This is a genomic window from Actinomadura parmotrematis (assembly GCF_019458805.1).
Lineage (GTDB): Bacteria > Actinomycetota > Actinomycetes > Streptosporangiales > Streptosporangiaceae > Spirillospora > Spirillospora parmotrematis.
This window is the reverse complement of the sequence record NZ_JAIBOA010000017.1, coordinates 36243-56424: the sequence shown is the minus strand read 5'-3', so window position 1 is coordinate 56424 and position 20182 is coordinate 36243. Positions and strand designations below refer to the sequence as shown.

General features: G+C 74.4%; 19 protein-coding genes. 11 read left to right on the top strand and 8 right to left on the bottom strand.

Annotated elements, in window-relative coordinates; translation table 11 throughout:
• Positions 1-3: 3 nt before the first annotated feature.
• Positions 4-573, bottom strand: coding sequence for an SACE_7040 family transcriptional regulator (locus tag K1Y72_RS24680; protein WP_220168840.1), 570 nt, complete (start codon positions 571-573; stop codon positions 4-6).
• Between the two features lie 75 nt (positions 574-648).
• On the opposite strand from K1Y72_RS24680, the gene K1Y72_RS24675 reads away from it, so the two are divergent.
• The 9 genes from K1Y72_RS24675 to K1Y72_RS24635 all read left to right on the top strand — a co-directional run bounded on the left by K1Y72_RS24675 (position 649) and on the right by K1Y72_RS24635 (position 12086).
• The gene (locus tag K1Y72_RS24675) at positions 649-2253 is read left to right on the top strand and encodes a carboxyl transferase domain-containing protein (RefSeq protein ID WP_220168839.1); all 1605 of its coding nucleotides are present in this window, start codon (positions 649-651) and stop codon (positions 2251-2253) included.
• Between the two features lie 8 nt (positions 2254-2261).
• Entirely contained in the window at positions 2262-4211 is a 1950-nt protein-coding gene (locus tag K1Y72_RS24670) for an acetyl/propionyl/methylcrotonyl-CoA carboxylase subunit alpha (protein WP_220168838.1), read from the top strand.
• Positions 4211-5137 (top strand): hydroxymethylglutaryl-CoA lyase, encoded by a 927-nt coding sequence (locus K1Y72_RS24665; protein ID WP_220168837.1) that lies wholly within the window; start codon positions 4211-4213, stop codon positions 5135-5137. Before K1Y72_RS24670 ends, K1Y72_RS24665 begins: the two co-directional genes overlap by 1 nt.
• Complete coding sequence (locus K1Y72_RS24660) at positions 5134-6282, top strand: acyl-CoA dehydrogenase family protein (protein WP_220168836.1); 1149 nt, start codon at positions 5134-5136, stop codon at positions 6280-6282. Before K1Y72_RS24665 ends, K1Y72_RS24660 begins: the two co-directional genes overlap by 4 nt.
• A 373-nt stretch (positions 6283-6655) precedes the next feature.
• Positions 6656-7675 carry a type 2 periplasmic-binding domain-containing protein gene (locus K1Y72_RS24655; RefSeq protein WP_220168835.1) on the top strand — a complete coding sequence of 340 codons (1020 nt, stop codon included), beginning with the start codon at positions 6656-6658 and terminating at the stop codon, positions 7673-7675.
• Complete coding sequence (locus tag K1Y72_RS24650) at positions 7672-8463, top strand: ABC transporter ATP-binding protein (RefSeq protein ID WP_220168834.1); 792 nt, start codon at positions 7672-7674, stop codon at positions 8461-8463. The genes K1Y72_RS24655 and K1Y72_RS24650 overlap by 4 nt, the downstream gene beginning before the upstream one ends.
• Positions 8460-9290, top strand: a complete 831-nt coding sequence (locus tag K1Y72_RS24645; RefSeq protein WP_308287209.1) for an ABC transporter permease — start codon at positions 8460-8462, stop codon at positions 9288-9290. Before K1Y72_RS24650 ends, K1Y72_RS24645 begins: the two co-directional genes overlap by 4 nt.
• A 12-nt stretch (positions 9291-9302) precedes the next feature.
• Positions 9303-10187, top strand: a complete 885-nt coding sequence (locus K1Y72_RS24640; RefSeq protein WP_220168833.1) for a TauD/TfdA dioxygenase family protein — start codon at positions 9303-9305, stop codon at positions 10185-10187.
• Between the two features lie 426 nt (positions 10188-10613).
• Complete coding sequence (locus K1Y72_RS24635) at positions 10614-12086, top strand: DHA2 family efflux MFS transporter permease subunit (RefSeq protein WP_372452987.1); 1473 nt, start codon at positions 10614-10616, stop codon at positions 12084-12086.
• A gap of 416 nt (positions 12087-12502) precedes the next feature.
• Here the strand turns inward: K1Y72_RS24635 and K1Y72_RS24630 are convergent, their stop codons facing one another.
• The gene (locus K1Y72_RS24630; RefSeq protein WP_220168831.1) at positions 12503-12751 is read right to left on the bottom strand and encodes a DUF397 domain-containing protein; all 249 of its coding nucleotides are present in this window, start codon (positions 12749-12751) and stop codon (positions 12503-12505) included.
• Between the two features lie 178 nt (positions 12752-12929).
• On the opposite strand from K1Y72_RS24630, the gene K1Y72_RS24625 reads away from it, so the two are divergent.
• Positions 12930-13481, top strand: coding sequence for an ATP-binding protein (locus K1Y72_RS24625; RefSeq protein WP_220168830.1), 552 nt, complete (start codon positions 12930-12932; stop codon positions 13479-13481).
• Positions 13482-13550: 69 nt separating this feature from the next.
• On the opposite strand, the gene K1Y72_RS24620 is transcribed toward K1Y72_RS24625, so the two are convergent.
• From K1Y72_RS24620 to K1Y72_RS24595, 6 genes are all read right to left on the bottom strand, one after another.
• Positions 13551-14957 (bottom strand): alpha,alpha-trehalose-phosphate synthase (UDP-forming), encoded by a 1407-nt coding sequence (locus K1Y72_RS24620; protein WP_220168829.1) that lies wholly within the window; start codon positions 14955-14957, stop codon positions 13551-13553.
• Between the two features lie 220 nt (positions 14958-15177).
• A complete protein-coding gene (locus K1Y72_RS24615; RefSeq protein ID WP_220168828.1) occupies positions 15178-15861 on the bottom strand; it encodes a DUF6348 family protein in 684 nt (227 codons plus the stop codon).
• A 102-nt stretch (positions 15862-15963) separates the two neighbouring features.
• Positions 15964-16485 carry a YbaK/EbsC family protein gene (locus K1Y72_RS24610; protein WP_220168827.1) on the bottom strand — a complete coding sequence of 174 codons (522 nt, stop codon included), beginning with the start codon at positions 16483-16485 and terminating at the stop codon, positions 15964-15966.
• A 61-nt stretch (positions 16486-16546) separates the two neighbouring features.
• A complete protein-coding gene (locus K1Y72_RS24605; RefSeq protein ID WP_220168826.1) occupies positions 16547-17191 on the bottom strand; it encodes a response regulator in 645 nt (214 codons plus the stop codon).
• A complete protein-coding gene (locus tag K1Y72_RS24600; protein ID WP_308287208.1) occupies positions 17182-18345 on the bottom strand; it encodes a histidine kinase in 1164 nt (387 codons plus the stop codon). The genes K1Y72_RS24605 and K1Y72_RS24600 overlap by 10 nt, the downstream gene beginning before the upstream one ends.
• Positions 18329-18967, bottom strand: coding sequence for a DedA family protein (locus K1Y72_RS24595; RefSeq protein ID WP_258573605.1), 639 nt, complete (start codon positions 18965-18967; stop codon positions 18329-18331). The genes K1Y72_RS24600 and K1Y72_RS24595 overlap by 17 nt, the downstream gene beginning before the upstream one ends.
• A 155-nt stretch (positions 18968-19122) precedes the next feature.
• On the opposite strand from K1Y72_RS24595, the gene K1Y72_RS24590 reads away from it, so the two are divergent.
• On the top strand, positions 19123-19938 hold the full coding sequence (locus tag K1Y72_RS24590; RefSeq protein WP_220168825.1) for an SAM-dependent methyltransferase: 816 nt from the start codon (positions 19123-19125) through the stop codon (positions 19936-19938).
• The last annotated feature ends 244 nt before the right edge of the window (positions 19939-20182 follow it).

Here is a 20182-nt window from a genome sequence, read left to right as displayed (position 1 = left end):
CCGTCAGGGGCAGGTCAGGGCGGCGCGGCCCATGGCGTGCAGCAGGGCGGCCATGGCGGCGCGGTCCAGCTCGGCGGCGCTGTGCGGGGTGGAGTTCAGCAGCCCGAAGCAGGCGTGCACGGCCGCGCGGACACGGGCGTCGGAGTCGTAGGGGCGCAGGCGCCGCAGCACCCGCACCCACTCCTCGACGTAGGCGCGCTGCACGCGGCGGATCTGGTGGCGCTGCGGCTCGGGGACGTTGTCGAGCTCCCGCTCGTGCACGGTGATGAGGGCGGGGTGGTCCAGCGCGAAAGCGACCTGCCAGGCCAGCAGGGCGTCCAGCGCCTCGTGCGGGTCGTCGGCGGCGGCGCGGCGGACGCCCTCGGCGCGCAGCCGCTCGCTGATGTCGACGAGCATCTCGGCGAGGACGGCGTCCTTGCCGCGGAAGTGCCGGTAGAGGGCCGGGCCGGTCAGCCCGACGGCGCGGCCGAGGTCGCCGATCGACACCCCGTGGTAGCCGTGCCGGGCGAACAGCTCGGCGGCGGCGCGCAGGATCTCGGCGCGCCGGGGGGACACGCTCGCCACGTCGGTCATGCCCGAAGTGTAGACGCCCGTTGTTAACGAGCGTTAACATCGGCGTTGTTAACGACCGTTAACGGGGAAGGGACCATGACCGGAGTCGAACTCGGCACCCGCGCCGACCCCGGCGCGGCGGCCTACAAGGCCAACGCCGCCCGCAACGAGGAACTCGCCGCCGACCTGCGCGAACGCCTCGACCGGGCCGGCGAGGGCGGGCCGCCCAGGTCCCGCGAGCGGCACGTGGCGCGCGGCAAGCTGCTCCCCCGCGACCGCGTGGACACCCTCCTCGACCCCGGATCGCCGTTCCTGGAGCTGTCCCCCCTCGCCGCCACCGGCCTGTACGGCGACGAGGCCCCCGGCGCCGGCATCATCACCGGCGTCGGCCGCGTCGCCGGCCGCGAGTGCGTCGTCGTCGCCAACGACGCCACCGTCAAGGGCGGCACCTACTACCCGATGACGGTCAAGAAGCACCTGCGCGCGCAGGAGGTGGCCCTGCAGAACCGGCTGCCGTGCGTGTACCTGGTCGACTCCGGCGGCGCGTTCCTGCCCCGCCAGGACGAGGTGTTCCCCGACCGCGAGCACTTCGGCCGCATCTTCTACAACCAGGCCACCCTGTCGGGCCGCGGCATCGCCCAGATCGCCGCCGTCCTCGGCTCGTGCACCGCCGGCGGCGCCTACGTCCCGGCGATGAGCGACGAGGCCGTCATCGTGCGCGGCCAGGGCACCATCTTCCTCGGCGGCCCGCCGCTGGTGAAGGCCGCCACCGGCGAGGTCGTCACCGCCGAGGAGCTCGGCGGCGGCGAGCTGCACTCGCGGACCTCCGGCGTCACCGACCACCTCGCCGAGAACGACGCCCACGCCCTGGCGATCGTCCGCGACATCGTCGCCACCCTCGGCCCCCGCGAGCCACGCCCCTGGGACCTCGCCCCGCCCGCCGAGCCCGCCGCCGACCCCGCCGAGCTGTACGGCGTCGTGCCGGCCGACGCCCGCACCCCCTACGACGTGCGCGAGGTCATCGCCCGCATCGTCGACGGCAGCCTGTTCAGCGAGTTCAAGAAGGAGTACGGGACGACGCTGGTCACCGGCTTCGCCCGCATCCACGGCCACCCCGTCGGCATCGTCGCCAACAACGGCATCCTGTTCGGGGAGTCGGCGCAGAAGGGCGCCCACTTCATCGAGCTGTGCGACCGCCGCTCGGTGCCGCTGGTGTTCCTGCAGAACATCACCGGCTTCATGGTCGGCCGCGAGTACGAGGCCGGCGGCATCGCCAAGCACGGCGCCAAGATGGTGACGGCCGTGTCGTGCGCGCGCGTCCCCAAGTTCACCGTCGTCATCGGCGGCTCCTTCGGCGCCGGCAACTACGCCATGTGCGGCCGCGCCTACGCGCCCCGCTTCCTGTGGATGTGGCCGAACGCCCGCATCTCGGTCATGGGCGGCGAGCAGGCCGCCAGCGTCCTCGCCACCGTGCGCCGCGACCAGCTCGGCGACGCCTGGTCCGCCGAGGACGAGGAGGCGTTCAAGGCGCCGATCCGCGAGCAGTACGAGGAGCAGGGCAACCCCTACTACTCGACCGCGCGCCTGTGGGACGACGGCGTCATCGACCCGCGCGACACCCGCCGGGTCCTCGGCCTCGGCCTGGCGGCCGCCGCGAACGCACCGCTGGAGCCGGTCGGCTACGGCGTCTTCCGGATGTGAGGGTGGCAATGTTCGACAGCGTCCTGGTCGCCAACCGCGGCGAGATCGCGGTCCGGGTGTTCCGCACCCTGCGCCGCCTCGGCGTCCGCGCGATCGCCGTGCACACCGACGCCGACGCCGGCGCCCTGCACGTCCGCCTCGCCGACGAGGCCGTCCGCGTCCCCTCCTACCTCGACATCGGCGCCGTCGTCGCGGCCGCCCGCGCCACCGGCGCGAGAGCCGTCCACCCCGGCTACGGGTTCCTGGCCGAGAACACCGCCTTCGCGCGCGCCTGCGCCGACGCCGGCGTCGTCTTCGTCGGCCCGCCCGCCGCCGCCATCGACGCGATGGGCGACAAGATCCGCGCCAAGCGGACGGTCGCCGCCGCCGGCGTGCCCGTCGTCCCCGGCCGCGACGAGCCGGGCCTCACCGACGAGCAGCTCGCCGTCGCCGCCCTGGAGGTCGGCCTGCCGGTGCTGCTGAAGCCCTCGGCGGGCGGCGGCGGCAAGGGCATGCGCCTGGTCCGCGACGCCGCCGAGCTGCCCGAGGCCATCGCCTCGGCCCGCCGCGAGGCCCGCACGTCCTTCGGCGACGACACCCTCCTCGCCGAGCGGTTCGTGGAGAACCCCCGGCACATCGAGATCCAGGTGTTCGCCGACGCCCACGGCGGCGCCGTCCACCTCGGCGAGCGCGAGTGCAGCCTCCAGCGCCGCCACCAGAAGATCGTCGAGGAGGCGCCGTCGCCGCTGCTGGACGCCGCCGCCCGCGCCCGCATGGGCGCCAGCGCCGTCGCCGCCGCCCGCGCCGTCGGCTACGTCGGCGCCGGGACGGTCGAGTACATCGTCTCCGCCGACCGGCCCGGCGAGTACTTCTTCATGGAGATGAACACCCGCCTCCAGGTCGAGCACCCCGTCACCGAGATGGCCATCCGCCCCGACCTGGACCTGGTCGAGCTCCAGCTCCGCGTCGCCGGCGGCGAGCCGCTGCCCTTCGACCAGGACGCGGTCGCCTTCCACGGCCACGCCGTCGAGGCCCGCGTCTACGCCGAGGACCCCGCCCGCGGGTTCCTGCCCACCGGCGGCCGCGTCCTCGCCCTCACCGAACCCGCCGGCGACGGCGTCCGCGTCGACTCGGGCCTGGAGACCGGCACCGACGTCGGCGGCTCCTACGACCCGATGCTCGCCAAGGTCATCGCCTGGGGCGGCGACCGCGCCACCGCCCTCGCCCGCCTCGACCGCGCCCTCGCCTCCTACACCCTGCTCGGCGTCCCCACCAACGTGGCGTTCCTGCGGTCGCTGCTCAAGCACCCCGAGGTCGCCGCCGGGCGCCTGGACACCGGCCTCGTCGAGCGGTCCCTGAAAGCCCTCACCGCCGGCGCCGCCGTCCCCGAGCACGTCCTGGCCGCCGCCGCCCTGGAGCGCATGCGGTCCCTGGAGACCGGCGACCCCGACCCGTGGGCGATCCCCGACGGCTGGCGCCCCGGCGCCCCCGCCTGGACGCCCTGGATCATCACCCCGGCCGGCGGCGAGCCCGTCGAGGTCCGCGTCCAGGGCCGCGCCGGCGGCGCCCGCGTCCGCGTCGGCGACGCCGAGCCCGTCCCCGCCGCCCTGCACGGCGACGCCCTCACCTACGGCGACCGCACCCTGCCCCTCGCCATGATCCGCGACGGCGCCACCCTGTGGATCGGCCGCGACGGCGCCACCTGGGCGCTCACCGACCACGTCCGCGCCACCGCCGAGGCCGGCGCCGCCGCGACCGGCGACGGCGTCCTGCGCTCCCCGATGCCCGGCACCGTCCTCGCCGTCAAGGCCGCCGAGGGCGACGCGGTCGCCGCGGGCCAGCCGCTCGTCGTCGTCGAGGCCATGAAGATGGAGCACACCGTCACCGCGCCCGTCGCGGGCGTGGTGACCCGGCTGCCCGCACGCGCCGGCGCGCAGGTCGCGCTCGACGCCGTGCTGGCCGTGATCGAGGAGGCGTGATGCGGGTACCGCTGGACGGCCTGCCGCCGCGGGTCGAGATCTACGAGGTCGGGCCGCGCGACGGCCTGCAGAACGAGGACGCGATCGTCCCCGTCGAGGTCAAGGCCGAGTTCGTCGCCCGCCTCGCCGCCGCGGGCCTGCGCACCATCGAGACCACCAGCTACGTCCACCCGAAATGGGTGCCGCAGCTCGCCGACGCCTCCGAACTGCTGGCCGCCGTCGACCGCGTCCCCGGCGTCCGCTACCCCGTCCTCGTCCCCAACGAGCGCGGCCTGGACCGCGCCCTCGCCGACGGCGTCACCGACATCGCCATCTTCGGCAGCGCCACCGAGACCTTCGCCCGCCGCAACCTCAACCGCACCGTCGACGAGTCGATCGCCATGTTCGCGCCCGTCGTCGCCCGCGCCCGCGCCGAGGGCCTCACCGTCCGCGCCTACGTGTCGATGGCCTGCGGCGACCCCTGGGAGGGCGACGTCCCCATCGACCAGGTCGTGTCGGTCTCCCGCCGCCTCATGGACCTCGGCTGCTCCCAGCTGTCCATCGGCGACACCATCGGCGTCGGCACCCCCGGCCAGGTCACCGCCCTCATCGAGGCGCACACCGCCGCCGGCATCGACGCCGGCAGCCTCGCCGTGCACTTCCACGACACCTACGGCCAGGCCCTCGCCAACACCCTCGCCGCCCTCCGCGCCGGCGTCACCACCGTCGACGCCTCCACCGGCGGCATCGGCGGCTGCCCCTACGCCGAATCGGCCACCGGCAACCTCGCCACCGAGGACCTCGTCTGGATGCTCGACGGCCTCGGCGTCGAGACCGGCGCCGACCTGCCCGCCCTCGTCGCCACCAGCCGGTGGATGGCCGCCCGCCTCGGCCGCCCCAGCCCCTCCCGCGTCGTCCAGGCCCTGTCTCCCAAGGAGAACTCATGATCGACTTCAGCCTCACCGAGGAGCAGGAGGAGCTGCGCTCCACCGTCGAGCGGTTCGCCCGCGAGAGCGTCGCCCCCGTCATCGGCGACCTGTACGAGCGCGGCGAGTTCCCCTACGAGATCGTCGCGGCGATGGGCAAGATGGGCCTGTTCGGCCTGCCCTTCCCCGAGGAGCACGGCGGCATGGGCGGCGACTACTTCACCCTCTGCCTCGCCCTGGAGGAGCTCGCCCGCGTCGACTCCTCGGTCGCCATCACCCTGGAGGCCGGCGTCTCCCTCGGCGCCATGCCCGTCTTCCGCTTCGGCACCGACGCGCAGAAGGCCGAGCTGCTGCCGTCCCTGGTCGCCGGCGAGCGCCTCGCCGCGTTCGGCCTCACCGAGCCCGGCGGCGGCTCCGACGTCCCCGGCGGCATGCGCACCACCGCCCGCCTCGACGGCGACACCTGGATCCTCAACGGATCCAAGTCCTTCATCACCAACTCCGGCACCGACATCACCCGCTTCGTCACCGTCACCGCCCTCACCGGCGACCGCGAGATCTCCACCATCGTCGTCCCCAACGGCACCCCCGGCTTCACCGTCGGGAAGAAGTACTCCAAGGTCGGCTGGTCGGCCTCCGACACCCGCGAGCTGTCCTTCGACGACGTGCGCGTCCCCGCCGCCAACCTGCTCGGCGAGCGCGGCCGCGGCTACGCCCAGTTCCTGCGCATCCTCGACGAGGGCCGCATCGCCATCGCCGCCCTCTCGGTCGGCCTCGCCCAGGGCTGCGTCGACGAGTGCCTGCGCCACGTCCGCGAGCGCGTCGCCTTCGGCCGCGAGATCGGCCGCTACCAGGCGATCCAGTTCAAGATCGCCGACATGGAGGTGCGCGCGCACACCGCCCGCGTCGCCTACTACGCCGCCGCCGCGCGGATGCTGGCGGGCGAGCCCTTCAAGAAGGAGGCGTCCATCGCCAAGCTCGTCGCCTCCAACGCCGCCATGGACAACGCCCGCGACGCCACCCAGATCTTCGGCGGCTACGGCTTCATGAACGAGTACGCCGTCGGCCGCTTCTACCGCGACGCCAAGATCCTGGAGGTCGGCGAGGGCACCTCGGAGGTGCAGCGGATGCTCATCGCCCGCGCCCTCGGCCTGCCCGCCTCCTGACGCCCGCTCCCCCGCCCTCCCGCTCGGCCCCGGCCGGCGGCCCGCACGCCGGGCCGCCGGTCTTTACATAGTAAGTCGAGGACCTCCAGGCCACCGGGCCGGGGTGCCGCCGCTCACAAAGTGAACCAAATCGGTAGGAATAGTTGATTTGAGGCGGCCGGCGTGGTGTCATACCGGCATGCGCGTTCGACACCTGCTCGTACGCCGGCGCCACGTGGACCTCGCCCGCGTCACCAGCACCGGCTGTTCCGGCTGACGCACCCCCGGCGTCCGCCCCGGCGACGCCCGCCGTCCACCCGCCCGTCCGCGCGTCCATCCCCACCCCCGCACGATCACGAGGGCCCACCGTGCCCTCGCCAAGGAGCGAACCCCCATGCTCAAGAGAGCCCTCGCCGCCGCCACCGCCCTGCCGCTGCTGCTCGCCGGGTGCGCCGACCACTCCTCCGGGGCCGCCGCCTCGGGCCCGCTGAAGATCGGCTACTTCCAGGGCGCGGTGGCCGGCCCCGAGGCCATCGTCGCCGGCAACGGCGACCTGAACGCCGGCCTGCCGAAGATCGAGCTGCGGCCGATCGACAGCGGCGTCGCCGGCATGGCCCAGCTGCGGGCCGGCGCCTTCCCCGTCGTGTCCGGCGTCGGCAACCCGCCGTTCGTCGGCGCCTTCACCAGCGGCACCGACGTCAAGGTGGTGTTCGCCGAGAGCCTGGACGAGTCCGGCCTCGCGGTCAACGGCAAGATCTCCGGCCCCGGCGACCTGAAGAAGGTCGGCGTGCTCGTCGGCTCCACCCTGGACTTCCAGCTCCGCGGCTGGCTGAAGTCGCAGAACCTCACCGGCAAGGTGCAGGTCGCCAGCTTCGCCAGCGAGGCCGCCGAGGCCGCCGCCTGGAAGGCCGGGAAGATCGACGCGGTCTACATCAGCCAGGCGTTCCTGCTGGACCTGAAGAAGCACGACGCGAAGGTGCTGGTGAGCGCCGCCGAGATCGCCAAGCTCGGGTACGCGGCGGTGAACCTGCTCGCCGTCACCTCCGCCTACGCCCGCGACAACGCCGACACCGTGCAGAAGCTCGTCTGCCGGGTCTCCAAGGCGCAGACGCTCGCCAAGGGCGCGCAGGCCGACACCTACATCACCAACGCGACCCGGTTCCTCGGCGTGAAGCCCGCCGACGCGATCCCGGCGACCAAGGGCTACCCCTACATCCCCGCCGCCGAGGAGACCTCCTGGCTGCAGGGCGCCGACGGCAAGTCCGGCACCGGGCAGCTCGCCAAGACCTTCAAGCTGACCGCCGACTTCCTGGTCACGCAGGGCCGCGCGAAGGCCGTCCCGTCCGACGCCGACATCGCCGCGCGGATCGACCCGTCGTTCTGGGCCAAGGCGCAGAAGGGCGCCTGCAAGTGAGCACCGTGACCGCCCTCCCCGCCACCGCGCAGCCGACCGGCGTCCGGCTGCGGGACGTCACCAAGACGTTCCGCCGCCGGCGCCGCGCCGGGCGCACCGCCCTCGACGGCGTCAGCCTGGACGTGGCGCCCGGCGAGTTCCTCTGCCTGCTCGGCCCGTCGGGCTGCGGCAAGTCCACGCTGCTGAACATCCTGGCCGGGTTCACCCCCGCCGACTCCGGCGAGGTGCTCGTCGGCGGCGAGCCCGTCCGCGGGCCCGGCCCCGACCGGGGCGTGCTGTTCCAGACGCCGACGCTGTTCCCCTGGCTGACGACCTGGCAGAACGTGCTGTACGGGCCGAAGGCGCGCGGCGCGCACACCCCCGAGGTCGAGCGGGAGGCGGCGGCGCTGCTGGAGACCGTCGGCCTCGCCGACGCCCGCGACGCCTACCCGCACGAGCTGTCGGGCGGCATGCGGCACCGCGCCGCGTTCGCCCGCGTCCTGATCAACCGGCCGCGCGTGCTGCTCATGGACGAGCCGTTCGGCGCGCTCGACGCCATCACCCGCGCGACGATGCAGCGGTTCCTGCTGGAGCTCTGGCAGGAGCACCGCACCACCATCGTGTTCGTCACCCACGACGTGGAGGAGGCGACGCTGCTCGGCGACCGCGTCGCGGTGCTGTCGGGGCCGCCCGGCGGCACCAAGGCCGTCATCGACATCGACCTGCCCCGGCCGCGCAGCTACGACGACACCGAGACGCTGGCGTTCGTGCAGGCCAAGCGGCGCATCCGGGAGGTGCTGGAATCGTGACGACGATCGAGGCGGAGGCCCCGGCGGCCGTCCCGGCCCGGCGCCGCCGCAAGACCCGCTCGTGGCGGCGCGCCGGCATGGGCGCCGCCGCGCTCGCCGGCGTCCTGGTCATCTGGGAGCTCGCCGCGCGCGCCATCGGCGACTCGGTGACGCTGCCGACGGTCACCGAGACCGCCCGCACCCTCGTCAAGTACCTCACCACCACCTACCCGGAGGTGCAGGGCAAGACGCTGGTGGAGGACGCGCTGATCAGCACCGGGCGCATCCTCGCCGGGTTCGCGATCGGCAGCGCCGGCGGGATCCTGCTCGGCTCGGCGATGGCCGGGTCGCGGGTCGTCCGCGAGCTCGCCGACCCGCTGATCGGCGTGGTCCGGCCGCTGCCGCCCATCGCGTTCATCCCGCTGCTGGTGGTCTGGTTCGGCATCGGCGAGACCTCCAAGGTCGTGCTGATCCTGTTCGGCGTGCTGCCGGTCGTCACCATCGCCACCCTCGGCGCACTGGACGCCGTCCCCGCCGACCTGCTGAACGCGAGCCGCAGCCTCGGCGCGTCCCCCGTCCGCACCATGCTGCGGGTGCGGCTGCGCGCCGCGGCGCCCGGCGTCATCACCGGCATGCGGATCGCCATGGGCGGCGCGTGGACCAGCATCATCGCCGCCGAGATGATCGCCGCGACCGGCGGCGTCGGGTTCCTCATCCTGCAGGCCGGCAACTACCTGCAGACCCCGCTGATCTTCAGCGGCATCGCCGAGATCGCGGTGCTCGGCTTCGCCTTCGACGGCCTGCTGCGGCTCCTGCTGCGGCTCGCCGACCCCTCCACCCGCCGCTAGGAAGGACCGACCATGACCGAGATCCGCCGCATCGGCGGCCGCATCGGCGCCGAGCTGTCCGGCGCCGACCTGGACGCGATCCCCACCGAGTCCCTCCTGGACGCCCTGCACCGCCACAAGGCCCTGGTGTTCCGCGGCGCCCACCTCGACGACGCGGGCCAGCTCCGCTTCGCCCGCCGGTTCGGCGAGCTGACGCGCGCGCACCCGACCGTCCCGTCGGTCGACGGCCAGCCCGACATCCTGCCGGTGTCCGGCGAGGAGGGCATCCGCTCCAACGTCTGGCACACCGACGTCACGTTCGTGGTGACGCCGCCCGCGCTCAGCACGCTGCGCGCCCTCACCGTCCCGCCGCGCGGCGGCCACACCCTGATCTCCAACGCCGCGACCGCCTACACCGACCTGCCCGAGCCGCTCCGCGAGCTCGCCGACCGGCTCTGGGCGGTGCACACCAACGACTACGACTACGCGCTGCCGCGCACCAACACCGGCAAGGCCGCCGAGTACCGCGAGACCTTCACCTCCCGGCGCTACCAGAGCGCGCACCCGGTCGTGCGGGTCCACCCGGTCACCGGCGAGCGCGGCCTGTTCATCGGCGGGTTCGCGCAGAAGCTCGTCGGGCTGTCGGGGACCGAGTCCCGCGACATCCTGCGGCTGCTCCAGGCGTACGTCACCCGGCCGGAGAACGTCCTGCGGGTGGAGTGGAACGTCGGCGACCTGGTGCTGTTCGACAACCGCATCACCCAGCACTACGCGCCCGACGACTACGGCGACCTGCCCCGCGAGCTGCGCCGCGTCACCGTCGCCGGCGACCTGCCGGCCGGCGTCACCGGCGAGACCAGCTACGCCGTCGAGGGCGACGGCGCCGCGCACTACACCCCGGTGCTCGTGGACGCCTGACGTCCTCGCGCACGACCCCCGGACCAGGCCCCGGGGCGGCGGATCCTCCTCCCGCCGCCCCGGGGCCTTCGCGCGTCCCGGGCCGGGCGGAGCCTCACCCGGCGGACCGGATCGCCTGTCAGATCCGTCATAGCACTTTGCCCCCGCGGCGCGTTCGGGCGGGGGGCGTCCCAGGTGGGCCACCCGCCCCGATGCAGAAATGTCAGACCCGCCCGGAATACTGAGAATCCAGGGCGGGTTAATCCGTTCGCGAAAGTGTCAGTCGCTGCAGTATTTTGCAGCGGTGCTCCCACATCCCCCCAAAGGCCATCAGCCTGCGCACCTCGCGGGCCCGACGATTGGATCAGATTCGTGACCTCACCCGCGTCCCCCTCGACCGCGGACGGCCCCGCAGAGCCACCGGCCGGCCAAGGGCTCGATCGCGGCGTGATCGCGGTGGCCATGGTCGTCGTGCTCGGCGCGATCATGTCCATCCTGGACGTGACCGTCGTCAACGTCGCGCTGAAGCACCTCTCCCAGGACTTCGACGCGCCGATCGCCACCATCCAGTGGGTCGCCACCGGCTACACCCTGGCGCTCGCCACCGTCATCCCGGTCACCGGCTGGGCCTCGGCCCGGTTCGGCACCAAGCGCCTCTACATGCTGTCGATCGCGCTGTTCGTGCTCGGCTCGGCGCTCGCCGGCATGGCCTGGGACGACAAGTCGCTCATCGCCTTCCGGGTGCTGCAGGGCCTCGGCGGCGGCATGATCATGCCGGCCGGCATGACGATCCTGACCCAGGCGGCCGGCCCGCAGCGGGTCGGCCAGGTGATGAGCATCGTCGGCATCCCGATGCTGCTCGGCCCGATCGCGGGCCCGATCCTCGGCGGCTGGCTCGTCGACGACGTGTCCTGGCGCTGGATCTTCTACATCAACGTGCCGATCGGCGCCCTCGCGCTGGTGCTCTCCGCGCGCATCCTGAAGAAGGACGCGCCGCGCGCCGCCGAGCGCCTCGACGTGCTCGGCCTGCTGCTGCTGTCGCCCGGCCTCGCCTGCCTCATCTACGGCCTGGCCACCGGCGCCGAGAAGCAGGACTTCGGCCGCCCGAACGTGCTGGTCACCACGGTGCTCGGCGCGGTGCTGGTCATCGGCTTCGCCGTGCACGCGCTGCGCAAGGGCAACCGCAACCCGCTGATCGACCTGCGGCTGTTCCGCCGCCGCTCGGTCGCCGCCGCGTCCGGCACCCTGGCGCTGTTCGCCTGCGCCTTCTTCGGCGCGATGCTCGTCCTGCCGCTCTACTACCAGACGGTGCGCGGCGAGTCGGCGTTCACCTCCGGCCTGCTGCTCGCGCCGCAGGGCTTCGGCGCGATGCTGACCATGCCGGTCGGCGGCAAGCTCACCGACCGCATCGGCGCCGGCAAGGTCGTCCTCGTCGGCCTCGCCCTGGTGGTGCTCGGCGTCGCCGGGTTCGCCACGCAGATCACCGCGGACTCGTCCTACTGGGCGCTCGGCGGCGCGCTGTTCGTGATGGGCCTCGGCATGGGCATGACCATGATGCCGACGATGTCGGCCGCGATGGCCACCCTGCAGCACGACGAGGTGCCGCGCGCCTCGACCGCGCTGAACATCATCCAGCAGGTCGCCGGCTCGATCGGCACCGCCTTCATCGCGGTGCTGCTCGCCACCGAGCTGTCCAACCGCGGCCTCGGCTCGTCGGCGAGCTCGGAGGCCCCGGCCCCCGGCTCGATCCCGCCGAACGTCCTCGCGCAGGTGATGGACAAGATGGCCGACGCGTTCCAGAGCACCTACTGGTGGTCGCTGGTCCTGCTGGCCTTCGCCTTCGTGCCGGCCCTGCTGCTCCCCCGCCGCAAGACCGCCACCCCGGCCAGCGAGGACTCCGTCCCCGTCATGATGCACTGACCTGCACCAGCACCCCACCGAGGCCCCGGACACCCCGTGTCCGGGGCCTCCCCCTTTCCCGCGACCATCCGGTCACCAACCGTTGAGATGCGGCGTGTTGGGCACTTTGAAGATCGAAAGTGCCCAACACGCCGCAAGTCAACTTTGGGCGACCGGGTGGTCATGGCGGGTGAGGACGACGCGGGGCTCGGAGGAGGACCGGGGGCAGGGGCCGGGGTGCGGGGCGGGCGAGCGGGCGGGTGCCGGGTCGCTCTGCGCGAGGGGCGGGGACGGCGGGCGAACGGGGTGCCGGCCGTTCCGTTCCGGGTCGCGCCGGGCGGCCCGGCGTTCGCGGGTGCCCCGCGTGCTGCGGGCGGTGCCGCGGGGGCCGCCGGCGGGGCGGGTTGACAGCGTTGGAACGATCTTTGAAAAGTCGCTCAGACCAGCATGTGATCGAAGTCACCGTCCTTCGCGCCGCCCACGAAGGCCTCCACCTCCGCCCGCGTGTAGACGAGGATCGGGCCCTGCGGGTAGCGCGAGTTGCGGACCGCGATGTCCCCGCTCGGGAGCGCCGCCATCTCCACGCAGTTGCCGCTCGGGTTGCTGCGGCGGCTCTTCTGCCAGACCAGGTCGTGCGGGCCGGTGTCCCGGGGCCCGCCGTACGACAGCTCTTCGCCGTCCATCATTGCCCCCTCCAGGCGTGTACGCCCCCCTCGCGGGAGGCCGCGATCTCGCCCCGCCCCCAGGGCCATGGTACGAGATGCACGTGCATTCGTTCTTGCAGACGGCCTTGCATCTGCACGGCGTGAAGAGCAAGATAGCGAACGCCCGCGCACGACCCACCCGCTCGCTTGGGGTTTGACAATGATCGTTGACCAGGCATACGTCGTCACCGCCGACCGCGGGCGCCCGCACCGGCATCTCGACCTGCCCGTGCACGCGCAGCGGACGGCGGAGCCCGCGCCCGACGCGGGGCTCCGCGGGCTCTGGCCGGCGCCGCATCAGGGCGCGCCGCGCACCGCGCGGCTGGTCCTCCGCGCCGACCGGTCCGCGCCGGCGTCCGCCCGCGACTTCGCGCGCGCGACGCTCGCCGGCTGGGACGCCGACGGCCCGGCCGACGACGTCGTCACCGTCGTCTCCGAGCTCGTCACCAACGCCCTCCGGCACGGCCTGCGCGATCAGCAGGGCGCGGCGTCCGGCCCGATCCAGCTGGTGCTGCTCGCCCACCCGCGCCGCCTGGTGGTGACCGTCAGCGACCCGAGCGCCCGCACGCCCGAGCCCGTCTCCCCCGCGGCCGAGGAGTTCGACGAGGGCGGCCGCGGCCTGCTCGTCATCGGCGCGCTCGCCGCCGCCTGGGGCTTCGCGCCGCTCGGCAGCGGCGGCAAGGCCGTCTGGGCGAGCTTCGACCTCGCCTGACCGGGAGCGGTACCGCGGGACGCGACGACGCCCCGGCCGCGTGCGGCCGGGGCGTCGTCGCGTCCGGGGTCAGGCGGGCACGTGCTCGGGGGTGTGCTCCAGCGCCGACAGGAACTCCTGCGCCCAGCGGTCCACGTCGTGCTCGATGACGCGCTTCCGCATGACCCGCATCCGGCGGGCCTGGTCGGCCCGGTCGGCGTGGATCGCGCCGAGCATGGTCTCCTTCAGCCCGTCGATGTCGTAGGGGTTCACCATGAACGCGCCGCGCCGCAGCTCGGGCGCGGCGCCGGCGAACTCGCTGAGGACGAGGGCGCCGTGCAGGTCCTCGCGGCAGGCGACGTACTCCTTGGCGACCAGGTTCATGCCGTCCCGGAGCGGCGTCACCACCATGACGTCCGCGGCGAGGTAGAGCGCGGCGAGTTCCTCGCGGTCGTAGGAGGTGTGCAGGTAGTGGATCACCGGCGCGCCGAGCTCGCCGTACTCGCCGTTGATCCGCCCCACCTGCTGCTCGATCTGGTCGCGCAGGATCTGGTACTGCTCGACGCGCTCGCGGCTCGGCGTCGCGATCTGGGCGAACACCGCCTCGCCCGGCTTCAGGCCGCCGTCGCTGAACAGCTCGCCGAACGCCTGGAGGCGCTGGGTGATGCCCTTGGTGTAGTCGAGCCGGTCCACGCCGAGCAGGACGGTGCCGCCGCCGAGGTCCTCGCGGATCTCCTCGGCCCGGCGCCGCACCTCGGGCCGGGCGATGAGCTCGCGCAGCTCGTCGACGTCCACCGAGATCGGGAACGCGCGGGCGCGGACCGTCCGGTCGTCCAGCACGACGTCCTGCTTGACGGTCTTGGCGTCGAGCAGCTGGCGGCAGAGCCGCACGAAGTTGGCGGCCGCGCCCGGGAGCTGGAACCCGACGAGGTCGGCGCCGAGCAGCCCCTCCAGGATGCGGCGCCGCCACGGGAGCTGCATGAACAGCTCGGTCGGCGGGAACGGGATGTGCAGGAAGAACCCGATGCGCAGGTCCGGGCGCAGCTCGCGCAGCATCTGCGGGACGAGCTGGAGCTGGTAGTCCTGCACCCACACGATGGCGCCCTTGCCGGCGACCTTGGCGACGGCGTCGGCGAAGCGCTGGTTGACGCGCACGTAGGCGTCCCACATGGCGCGGTCGTAGACCGGCGGCGCGATGACGTCGTGGTAGAGCGGCCAGAGCGTGGCGTTGGAGAAGCCCTCGTAGTAGAGCTGGACGTCCTCGGCGCTCTGGCGGACCGGCACCAGGTGCATGCCGTCCTCGTCGAAGGGCTCCAGCTCCTCGTCGGCGGCGCCCGACCAGCCGACCCAGGTGCCCTCGCGGCGGCGCATGACGGGCGCGATGGCGCTCACCAGCCCGCCGGGGCTGCGCCGCCACGAGGGGACGCCGTCCTCGCCGGCCACCCGGTCCACCGGCAGCCGGTTGGCCACCACCACGAACTCACTCCCGCGCGACACCACTGTTCCGTCTCCTCCGACCTGCCTGGACGGCCGCCGCGCCCGCCGGGGCGGCCCGCCGTGGGTTCCGCACCGCTTGACACCGCGACGTCAAGGCGCCACCGGTGCGGCGATCACGGGGTGCTCCTACCCGCAGCGGGCGGCTCCACGCAGGCGCGGCGACCGCGATCAACGACATAACCGAATCTCTCATAACAGAACGGCCGAAAAAACGCGCCGGTCAGCCGGTGGGCACTACCAGCGCCCACGACCGCACCGAGCCCCGCCCGCCCCAGGGCAGGTGGTCGGCGGCGTGCGCGAAGGCGGCACCGGTGTCCCGGTTGAGCAGGACGACCTCGGCGACCGGCGCGGATCCGCCGCGCGCGTGGAAGGACGACAGCCAGACCGGACGTTCCGGCAGGGCGTAACCGGTGAAAAGCTCGCGCACGACCTCCCCCGCCGGGGGACGTTCCGCGGCCGCCCTCCCCATCTCCGCCGCGATCCCACCGAAATCCCGTATCGCGACCGGGCCGTAATGAACGTCGACGGCCCGGCCGCCGCCGCTGATCCGCTCGGTCCGGACCGCCGCGGCCGGCGCGCTGCCCGGCAGCGCCATGGCGGCGAACACCGGGAGCACGTGGCGCAGCCACCCGTCGACGGCCCGCTCGACGGGGCTCCGGTCCCCCTCGGCGATCCCCACCGCCTGGTCCCAGGCCAGGGCGCCCGCCCACGCCGCGTGCCCGACCCCGATCGGCACCCGCACGCCCGCCCCGCGCTCCTGCGGCAGGGGCGCCCCGGCCAGGACGCGCAGCCCGCCGTCACGCAGCTCGACGGCGTCCCCGTCCTGCCGGACGCGCAGCCCGTCCTCCCCGGCGAGCGCCCGCGCGATGAGCCCCGCCACGTCCGCCCCGCCGCCCTCACCCATCCCGCACCCCTTCCCGAAACAGCCACGCCGGCCCTGATCGCCCGCCCCCCACGCCGCGCGGGCGAGCCGGCCGGGCGTCACGGGCGGGCGGTGGCGGGGCGGTCAGCGTTGGGCGAGGGCGATGACCTGGGCGCCGGGGAGGGCGGCGAGGGCCTTCCCGGGGACGAGGAGCTTGGACCGGCGCAGGCCGCTGCCGATGACGACCTCGGGCGCCGCCGCGACGGCCTCGTCCACCAGGATCGGCCAGCCGGCGGGCAGCCCGACCGGGGTGATGCCGCCGTACTCCATGCCGGTGCGGCTCGTCGCGTCGTCCATGGGCGCGAACGAGACCTTGCGGGCGCCGAGGTGCTTGCGGACGACGCCGTTGACGTCGGCGCGATCGGTCGCCAGGACCATGCAGGCCGCGTAGGTGGTCTCGCCGCCGCGCTTGGCCGCGACGACGACGCAGTTGGCGCTCGCCTCCATCGGCACGCCGTAGTGCTCGCAGAACGCGGCGGTGTCGGCCAGCCCCGGGTCGATCTCGGCGGCGCGCGCGTCCGCCACGGCGCCGACCGCCGCCGCCACGGGCGGGGCGAGGAGGTCCCCCGCGCCGCCCGCCGCCGTCCAGTCCAGGCTGCCCACCATGTCCGTGCCCCCTCGTCTCGCCGATCGTTGCGGGGACCACGATGCCACGCCGCGCCCCCCGTCAGGTGCCGAGGTAGCGCAGCACCGCGAGCACGCGGCGGCTGTAGCCCTCGGCGTGCGACAGGTCGAGCTTGTCGAAGATCGCGTTGACGTGCTTCTCCACCGCGCTCCGCGAGATGTGCAGCTGCGCGGCGGCGGCGTCGTTGGTGCGTCCCTGCGCCATCTGGTCGAGGACCTCGCGCTCGCGCGGGGTGAGGCGGGCGAGCGGGTCGGCGTGCGCGCCGCGGGCGAGGAGCCGCCGGACGACCTCGGGGTCGAACGCGGCGCCGCCCGCGCCGACCCGCTCCAGCGCGTCCAGGAACTCGTCGACCTGCGCGACGCGGTCCTTCAGCAGGTAGCCGACGCCGCCCGCCGCGCCGGTGATCAGCTCGGTGGCGTAGCGGCGCTCGACGTACTGCGACAGCACCAGGACGCCGACGCCCGGCCAGCGGCGGCGGACCTCCAGCGCCGCGCGCAGCCCCTCGTCGGTGTGGGTGGGCGGCATCCGCACGTCGACCACCGCGACGTCGGGCCGCTCGCGCTCGACGGCGGCGAGCAGCGCCGCGCCGTCGCCGACCGCGTCCAGGACCCGGTGGCCCTCCTCGGCGAGCAGCCGGACGAGGCCCTCGCGCAGCAGGGTGGAGTCCTCGGCGAGCGTCACCCGCACGGCAGCTCCGCCTCGATCACGGTCGGCCCGCCGGGCGGGCTCGCCACGGTGAGGACGCCGTCCAGCGCGGCCGCCCGCCGGGCCAGGCCGGCCAGGCCGCCGCCCGCGGGGTCGGCCCCGCCGCCGCCGTCGTCCTCGATGCGCACCCGCACCATCCTGGCGTCCCCGCCGACGGCGACGCGCACCCGGGTCGCCCCCGAGTGCTTGGCGGCGTTGGTGACGGCCTCGGTGACGACGAAGTAGGCGGCGGTCTCGACGGCGTGCGGGGGCCGCCCCGGCACGGCGTAGTCGATCTCGACGGGCAGCGGGGAGCGCTCGGCGACGGTCTCCAGGGCGGTGCGGAGGCCCTCGCCGTCGAGCGCGGCGGGGTAGACGCGCCAGGCGACCTCGCGGAGGTCGGCGAGGGCGCGCTGGGACTCCTCGTGCGCCTGGGCGAGCAGGTCGCGGCGGCGGTCCCCGTCGCCGGCGCGGCGGGCGCGGCCGATCAGCATGCCGAGGGCGACGAGGCGCTGCTGGACGCCGTCGTGCAGGTCGCGCTCGATGCGGCGGCGCTCGTCGTCGACGGCGTCGACGACCTCGGCGCGGCTGGTCGCGAGGTGGGCGATGCGCGCCTCGTACTCGGCGAGCGGGCTCGGCCCGAGGACGGCGCGGGCGACGCGGCGCTCCAGCAGCGCGACGCCGAGCAGGCCCTGCACCGCCAGGAACAGCAGGACGGCGCCGAGCACGGTGAGGTAGCCGACGATCCACCAGGCGGGCGGGATGCCGTCCAGGTGGTCGCCGGTGATCCACCAGCCGGCCGCGAGCCGCACCGCGAGCTCGGCGCCGTAGCCGACGAGGACGAGGATGGCGCCGCCGAGGAGGCCGACGGGGACGCGCAGCGTCAGGTAGGCGATCGCCTTCAGCGGCCCGTAGGGGGTGGTGTCGCGGTAGTCCAGGAACGCGGCGAGGCGGCGCCGCTCCAGCTCGGTGAGCCGGCCGGCGGCGCGCGCGAGCGCCGCCGGGACGCGGTGGCCGCCGCGGGCGAAGGCGAGGGCGTAGACCAGCAGCGGCGCGGCGACGGCGAGCAGCGCGAGCTCGGCCGCGGCGGTGGCGGCCCCGAGCGCGAGGCCCGCCACCGCGCGCAGCGGGCGGGTCCATCTAGCCGACGCGGTCACGCCGCAATTCTCTCGCCCGCAGGATCCGGACCGCCACGAAGGCCGCCGCGGCGAGTCCCGCGACCGCCAGGACGACCTTGGCGTACGCGCCGACGACGCCCTCCACGGCCCGCCAGCTGTCGCCGAGGACGTACCCGGCGACGACGAAGGCGGTGTTCCAGATCAGGCTGCCCGCGGCGGTATAGAGCAGGAACCGGCCCATCGCCATCCGCTCCACGCCGGCCGGGACCGACACGAGGCTGCGGAAGATCGGCACCATCCGGCCGAGGAACACCGCCTTGCCGCCGTGGCGGGCGAACCACGCCTCGGTGCGGTCCAGGTCGGCGACCTTGACCAGCGGCAGCCGGTCCGCCCAGCGGCGCACCCGGTCGCGGCCGACCGCCGCCCCGATCCCGTACAGGGCGAGGGCGCCGAGCACCGACCCGAGGGTGGTGCAGGCCAGGGCGGCGGCCAGGCTCATCCGCCCCTGCGCGGCGGTGAAGCCGGCGAGCGGCAGGATCAGCTCGCTCGGCAGCGGCGGGAACAGGTTCTCCAGGGCGATGGCGAGGCCCGCGCCGGGGGCGCCGAGCCGGTCCATCAGGTCGGTCGCCCACTCGGCGGCCCCGGTCATCGCTGTGATCATGGGTTCCACGCTAGGAACCGGGACGCCGGGCCGACATGGTGCGCGCGGCCGTCCGCGGCGGGCGCGCGCCGCAGGCCGGCCCTGCGGAGAACCGCACCCCGCCGAGCAACGCGAAACGCCTTCGCGCAAGGCCCCGAGGCACTATTTTGCCCGTTATGGACACCCCGGAAGCCGCGCCGCCCGGCGTCGACCCGTCGACCCCGACCTTCGCCCGCGTCTACGACTACTTCCTCGGCGGCAAGGACAACTTCGCCGCCGACCGCGAGGTGGCCGACATGGTCATGCAGCTCGTCCCCGAGGCGCCGGTGGTCGCCCAGGGCAACCGGGTCGCCATCGGGCGCGCGGTGACGTGGCTCGCGGCCGAGGCCGGCATCACCCAGTTCCTGGACATCGGGTCGGGGCTGCCGACCTCCAGCAACGTCCACCAGTACGCGCGCGACGCCGCCGAGGACGCCCGCGTCGTCTACGTCGACAACGACCCGATCGTGCTCGCGCACGGCCGGGCGCTGCTCACCGAGACCGGCGTCGCCGCGTTCATCCAGGGCGACCTGTACGAGCCGGAGAAGATCTTCGACGATCCGGCGCTGAACCGGCTGATCGACCCCGCCCGGCCGCTCGGCGTGGTGCTGGCGGCGATCATCCACCACGTGCCCGACGACCGCGACCCCGCGGGCGTCGTCGCGCGGCTGGTGGAGCGCCTCGCCCCCGGCTCCTACGTGATGCTGACGCACCTGCACGACGCGGGCAACGACCCCCGGGTGGAGGAGGCCAAGCAGATCCTGCAGTCGGGGCTCGGCGGCTCCTACTTCCGCCCGGCCGCCGAGATCGAGGGCTTCCTGACGGGCGCGGGCCTCACGGTCCTGGAACCGGGAGCGGCCCACGTGACCGAGTGGCGGCCGGACGGTCCGCGCGGTCCGCTGGAGCACCCGCTGCACACCCAGATGGTGGCGGTGCTGGGGCGGAAGGACTGACGCCGGCGGCGAGGGCGGCGGCGCGCTCGCGCTCGTCGGCGTAGACCGTCAGCGCGATCGACCCGTCGCCGGTGCCGACCGCGACGCACGGGCGGCCGGCGCGCTCGGCGAGGTAGACGACGCGGCGCTCGGCCACCTCGAACAGGCGGGCGCCGCGGCAGGCGGCCACGAACTCCTCGTAGGGCAGGGTCTCCTCGCGCAGCGGCATGCCCACCATTGCGCCATCCCCGTGTGGCGGGGCCGT

Coding starts and splice junctions, on each gene's coding strand:
- K1Y72_RS24680 (WP_220168840.1), bottom strand. CDS start 573: ATGACCGACGTGGCGAGCGTGTCCCCCCGGCGCGCCGAGATCCTGCGC.
- K1Y72_RS24675 (WP_220168839.1), top strand. CDS start 649: ATGACCGGAGTCGAACTCGGCACCCGCGCCGACCCCGGCGCGGCGGCC.
- K1Y72_RS24670 (WP_220168838.1), top strand. CDS start 2,262: ATGTTCGACAGCGTCCTGGTCGCCAACCGCGGCGAGATCGCGGTCCGG.
- K1Y72_RS24665 (WP_220168837.1), top strand. CDS start 4,211: ATGCGGGTACCGCTGGACGGCCTGCCGCCGCGGGTCGAGATCTACGAG.
- K1Y72_RS24660 (WP_220168836.1), top strand. CDS start 5,134: ATGATCGACTTCAGCCTCACCGAGGAGCAGGAGGAGCTGCGCTCCACC.
- K1Y72_RS24655 (WP_220168835.1), top strand. CDS start 6,656: ATGCTCAAGAGAGCCCTCGCCGCCGCCACCGCCCTGCCGCTGCTGCTC.
- K1Y72_RS24640 (WP_220168833.1), top strand. CDS start 9,303: ATGACCGAGATCCGCCGCATCGGCGGCCGCATCGGCGCCGAGCTGTCC.
- K1Y72_RS24630 (WP_220168831.1), bottom strand. CDS start 12,751: ATGATGGACGGCGAAGAGCTGTCGTACGGCGGGCCCCGGGACACCGGC.
- K1Y72_RS24625 (WP_220168830.1), top strand. CDS start 12,930: ATGATCGTTGACCAGGCATACGTCGTCACCGCCGACCGCGGGCGCCCG.
- K1Y72_RS24615 (WP_220168828.1), bottom strand. CDS start 15,861: ATGGGTGAGGGCGGCGGGGCGGACGTGGCGGGGCTCATCGCGCGGGCG.
- K1Y72_RS24610 (WP_220168827.1), bottom strand. CDS start 16,485: ATGGTGGGCAGCCTGGACTGGACGGCGGCGGGCGGCGCGGGGGACCTC.
- K1Y72_RS24595 (WP_258573605.1), bottom strand. CDS start 18,967: ATGATCACAGCGATGACCGGGGCCGCCGAGTGGGCGACCGACCTGATG.
- K1Y72_RS24590 (WP_220168825.1), top strand. CDS start 19,123: ATGGACACCCCGGAAGCCGCGCCGCCCGGCGTCGACCCGTCGACCCCG.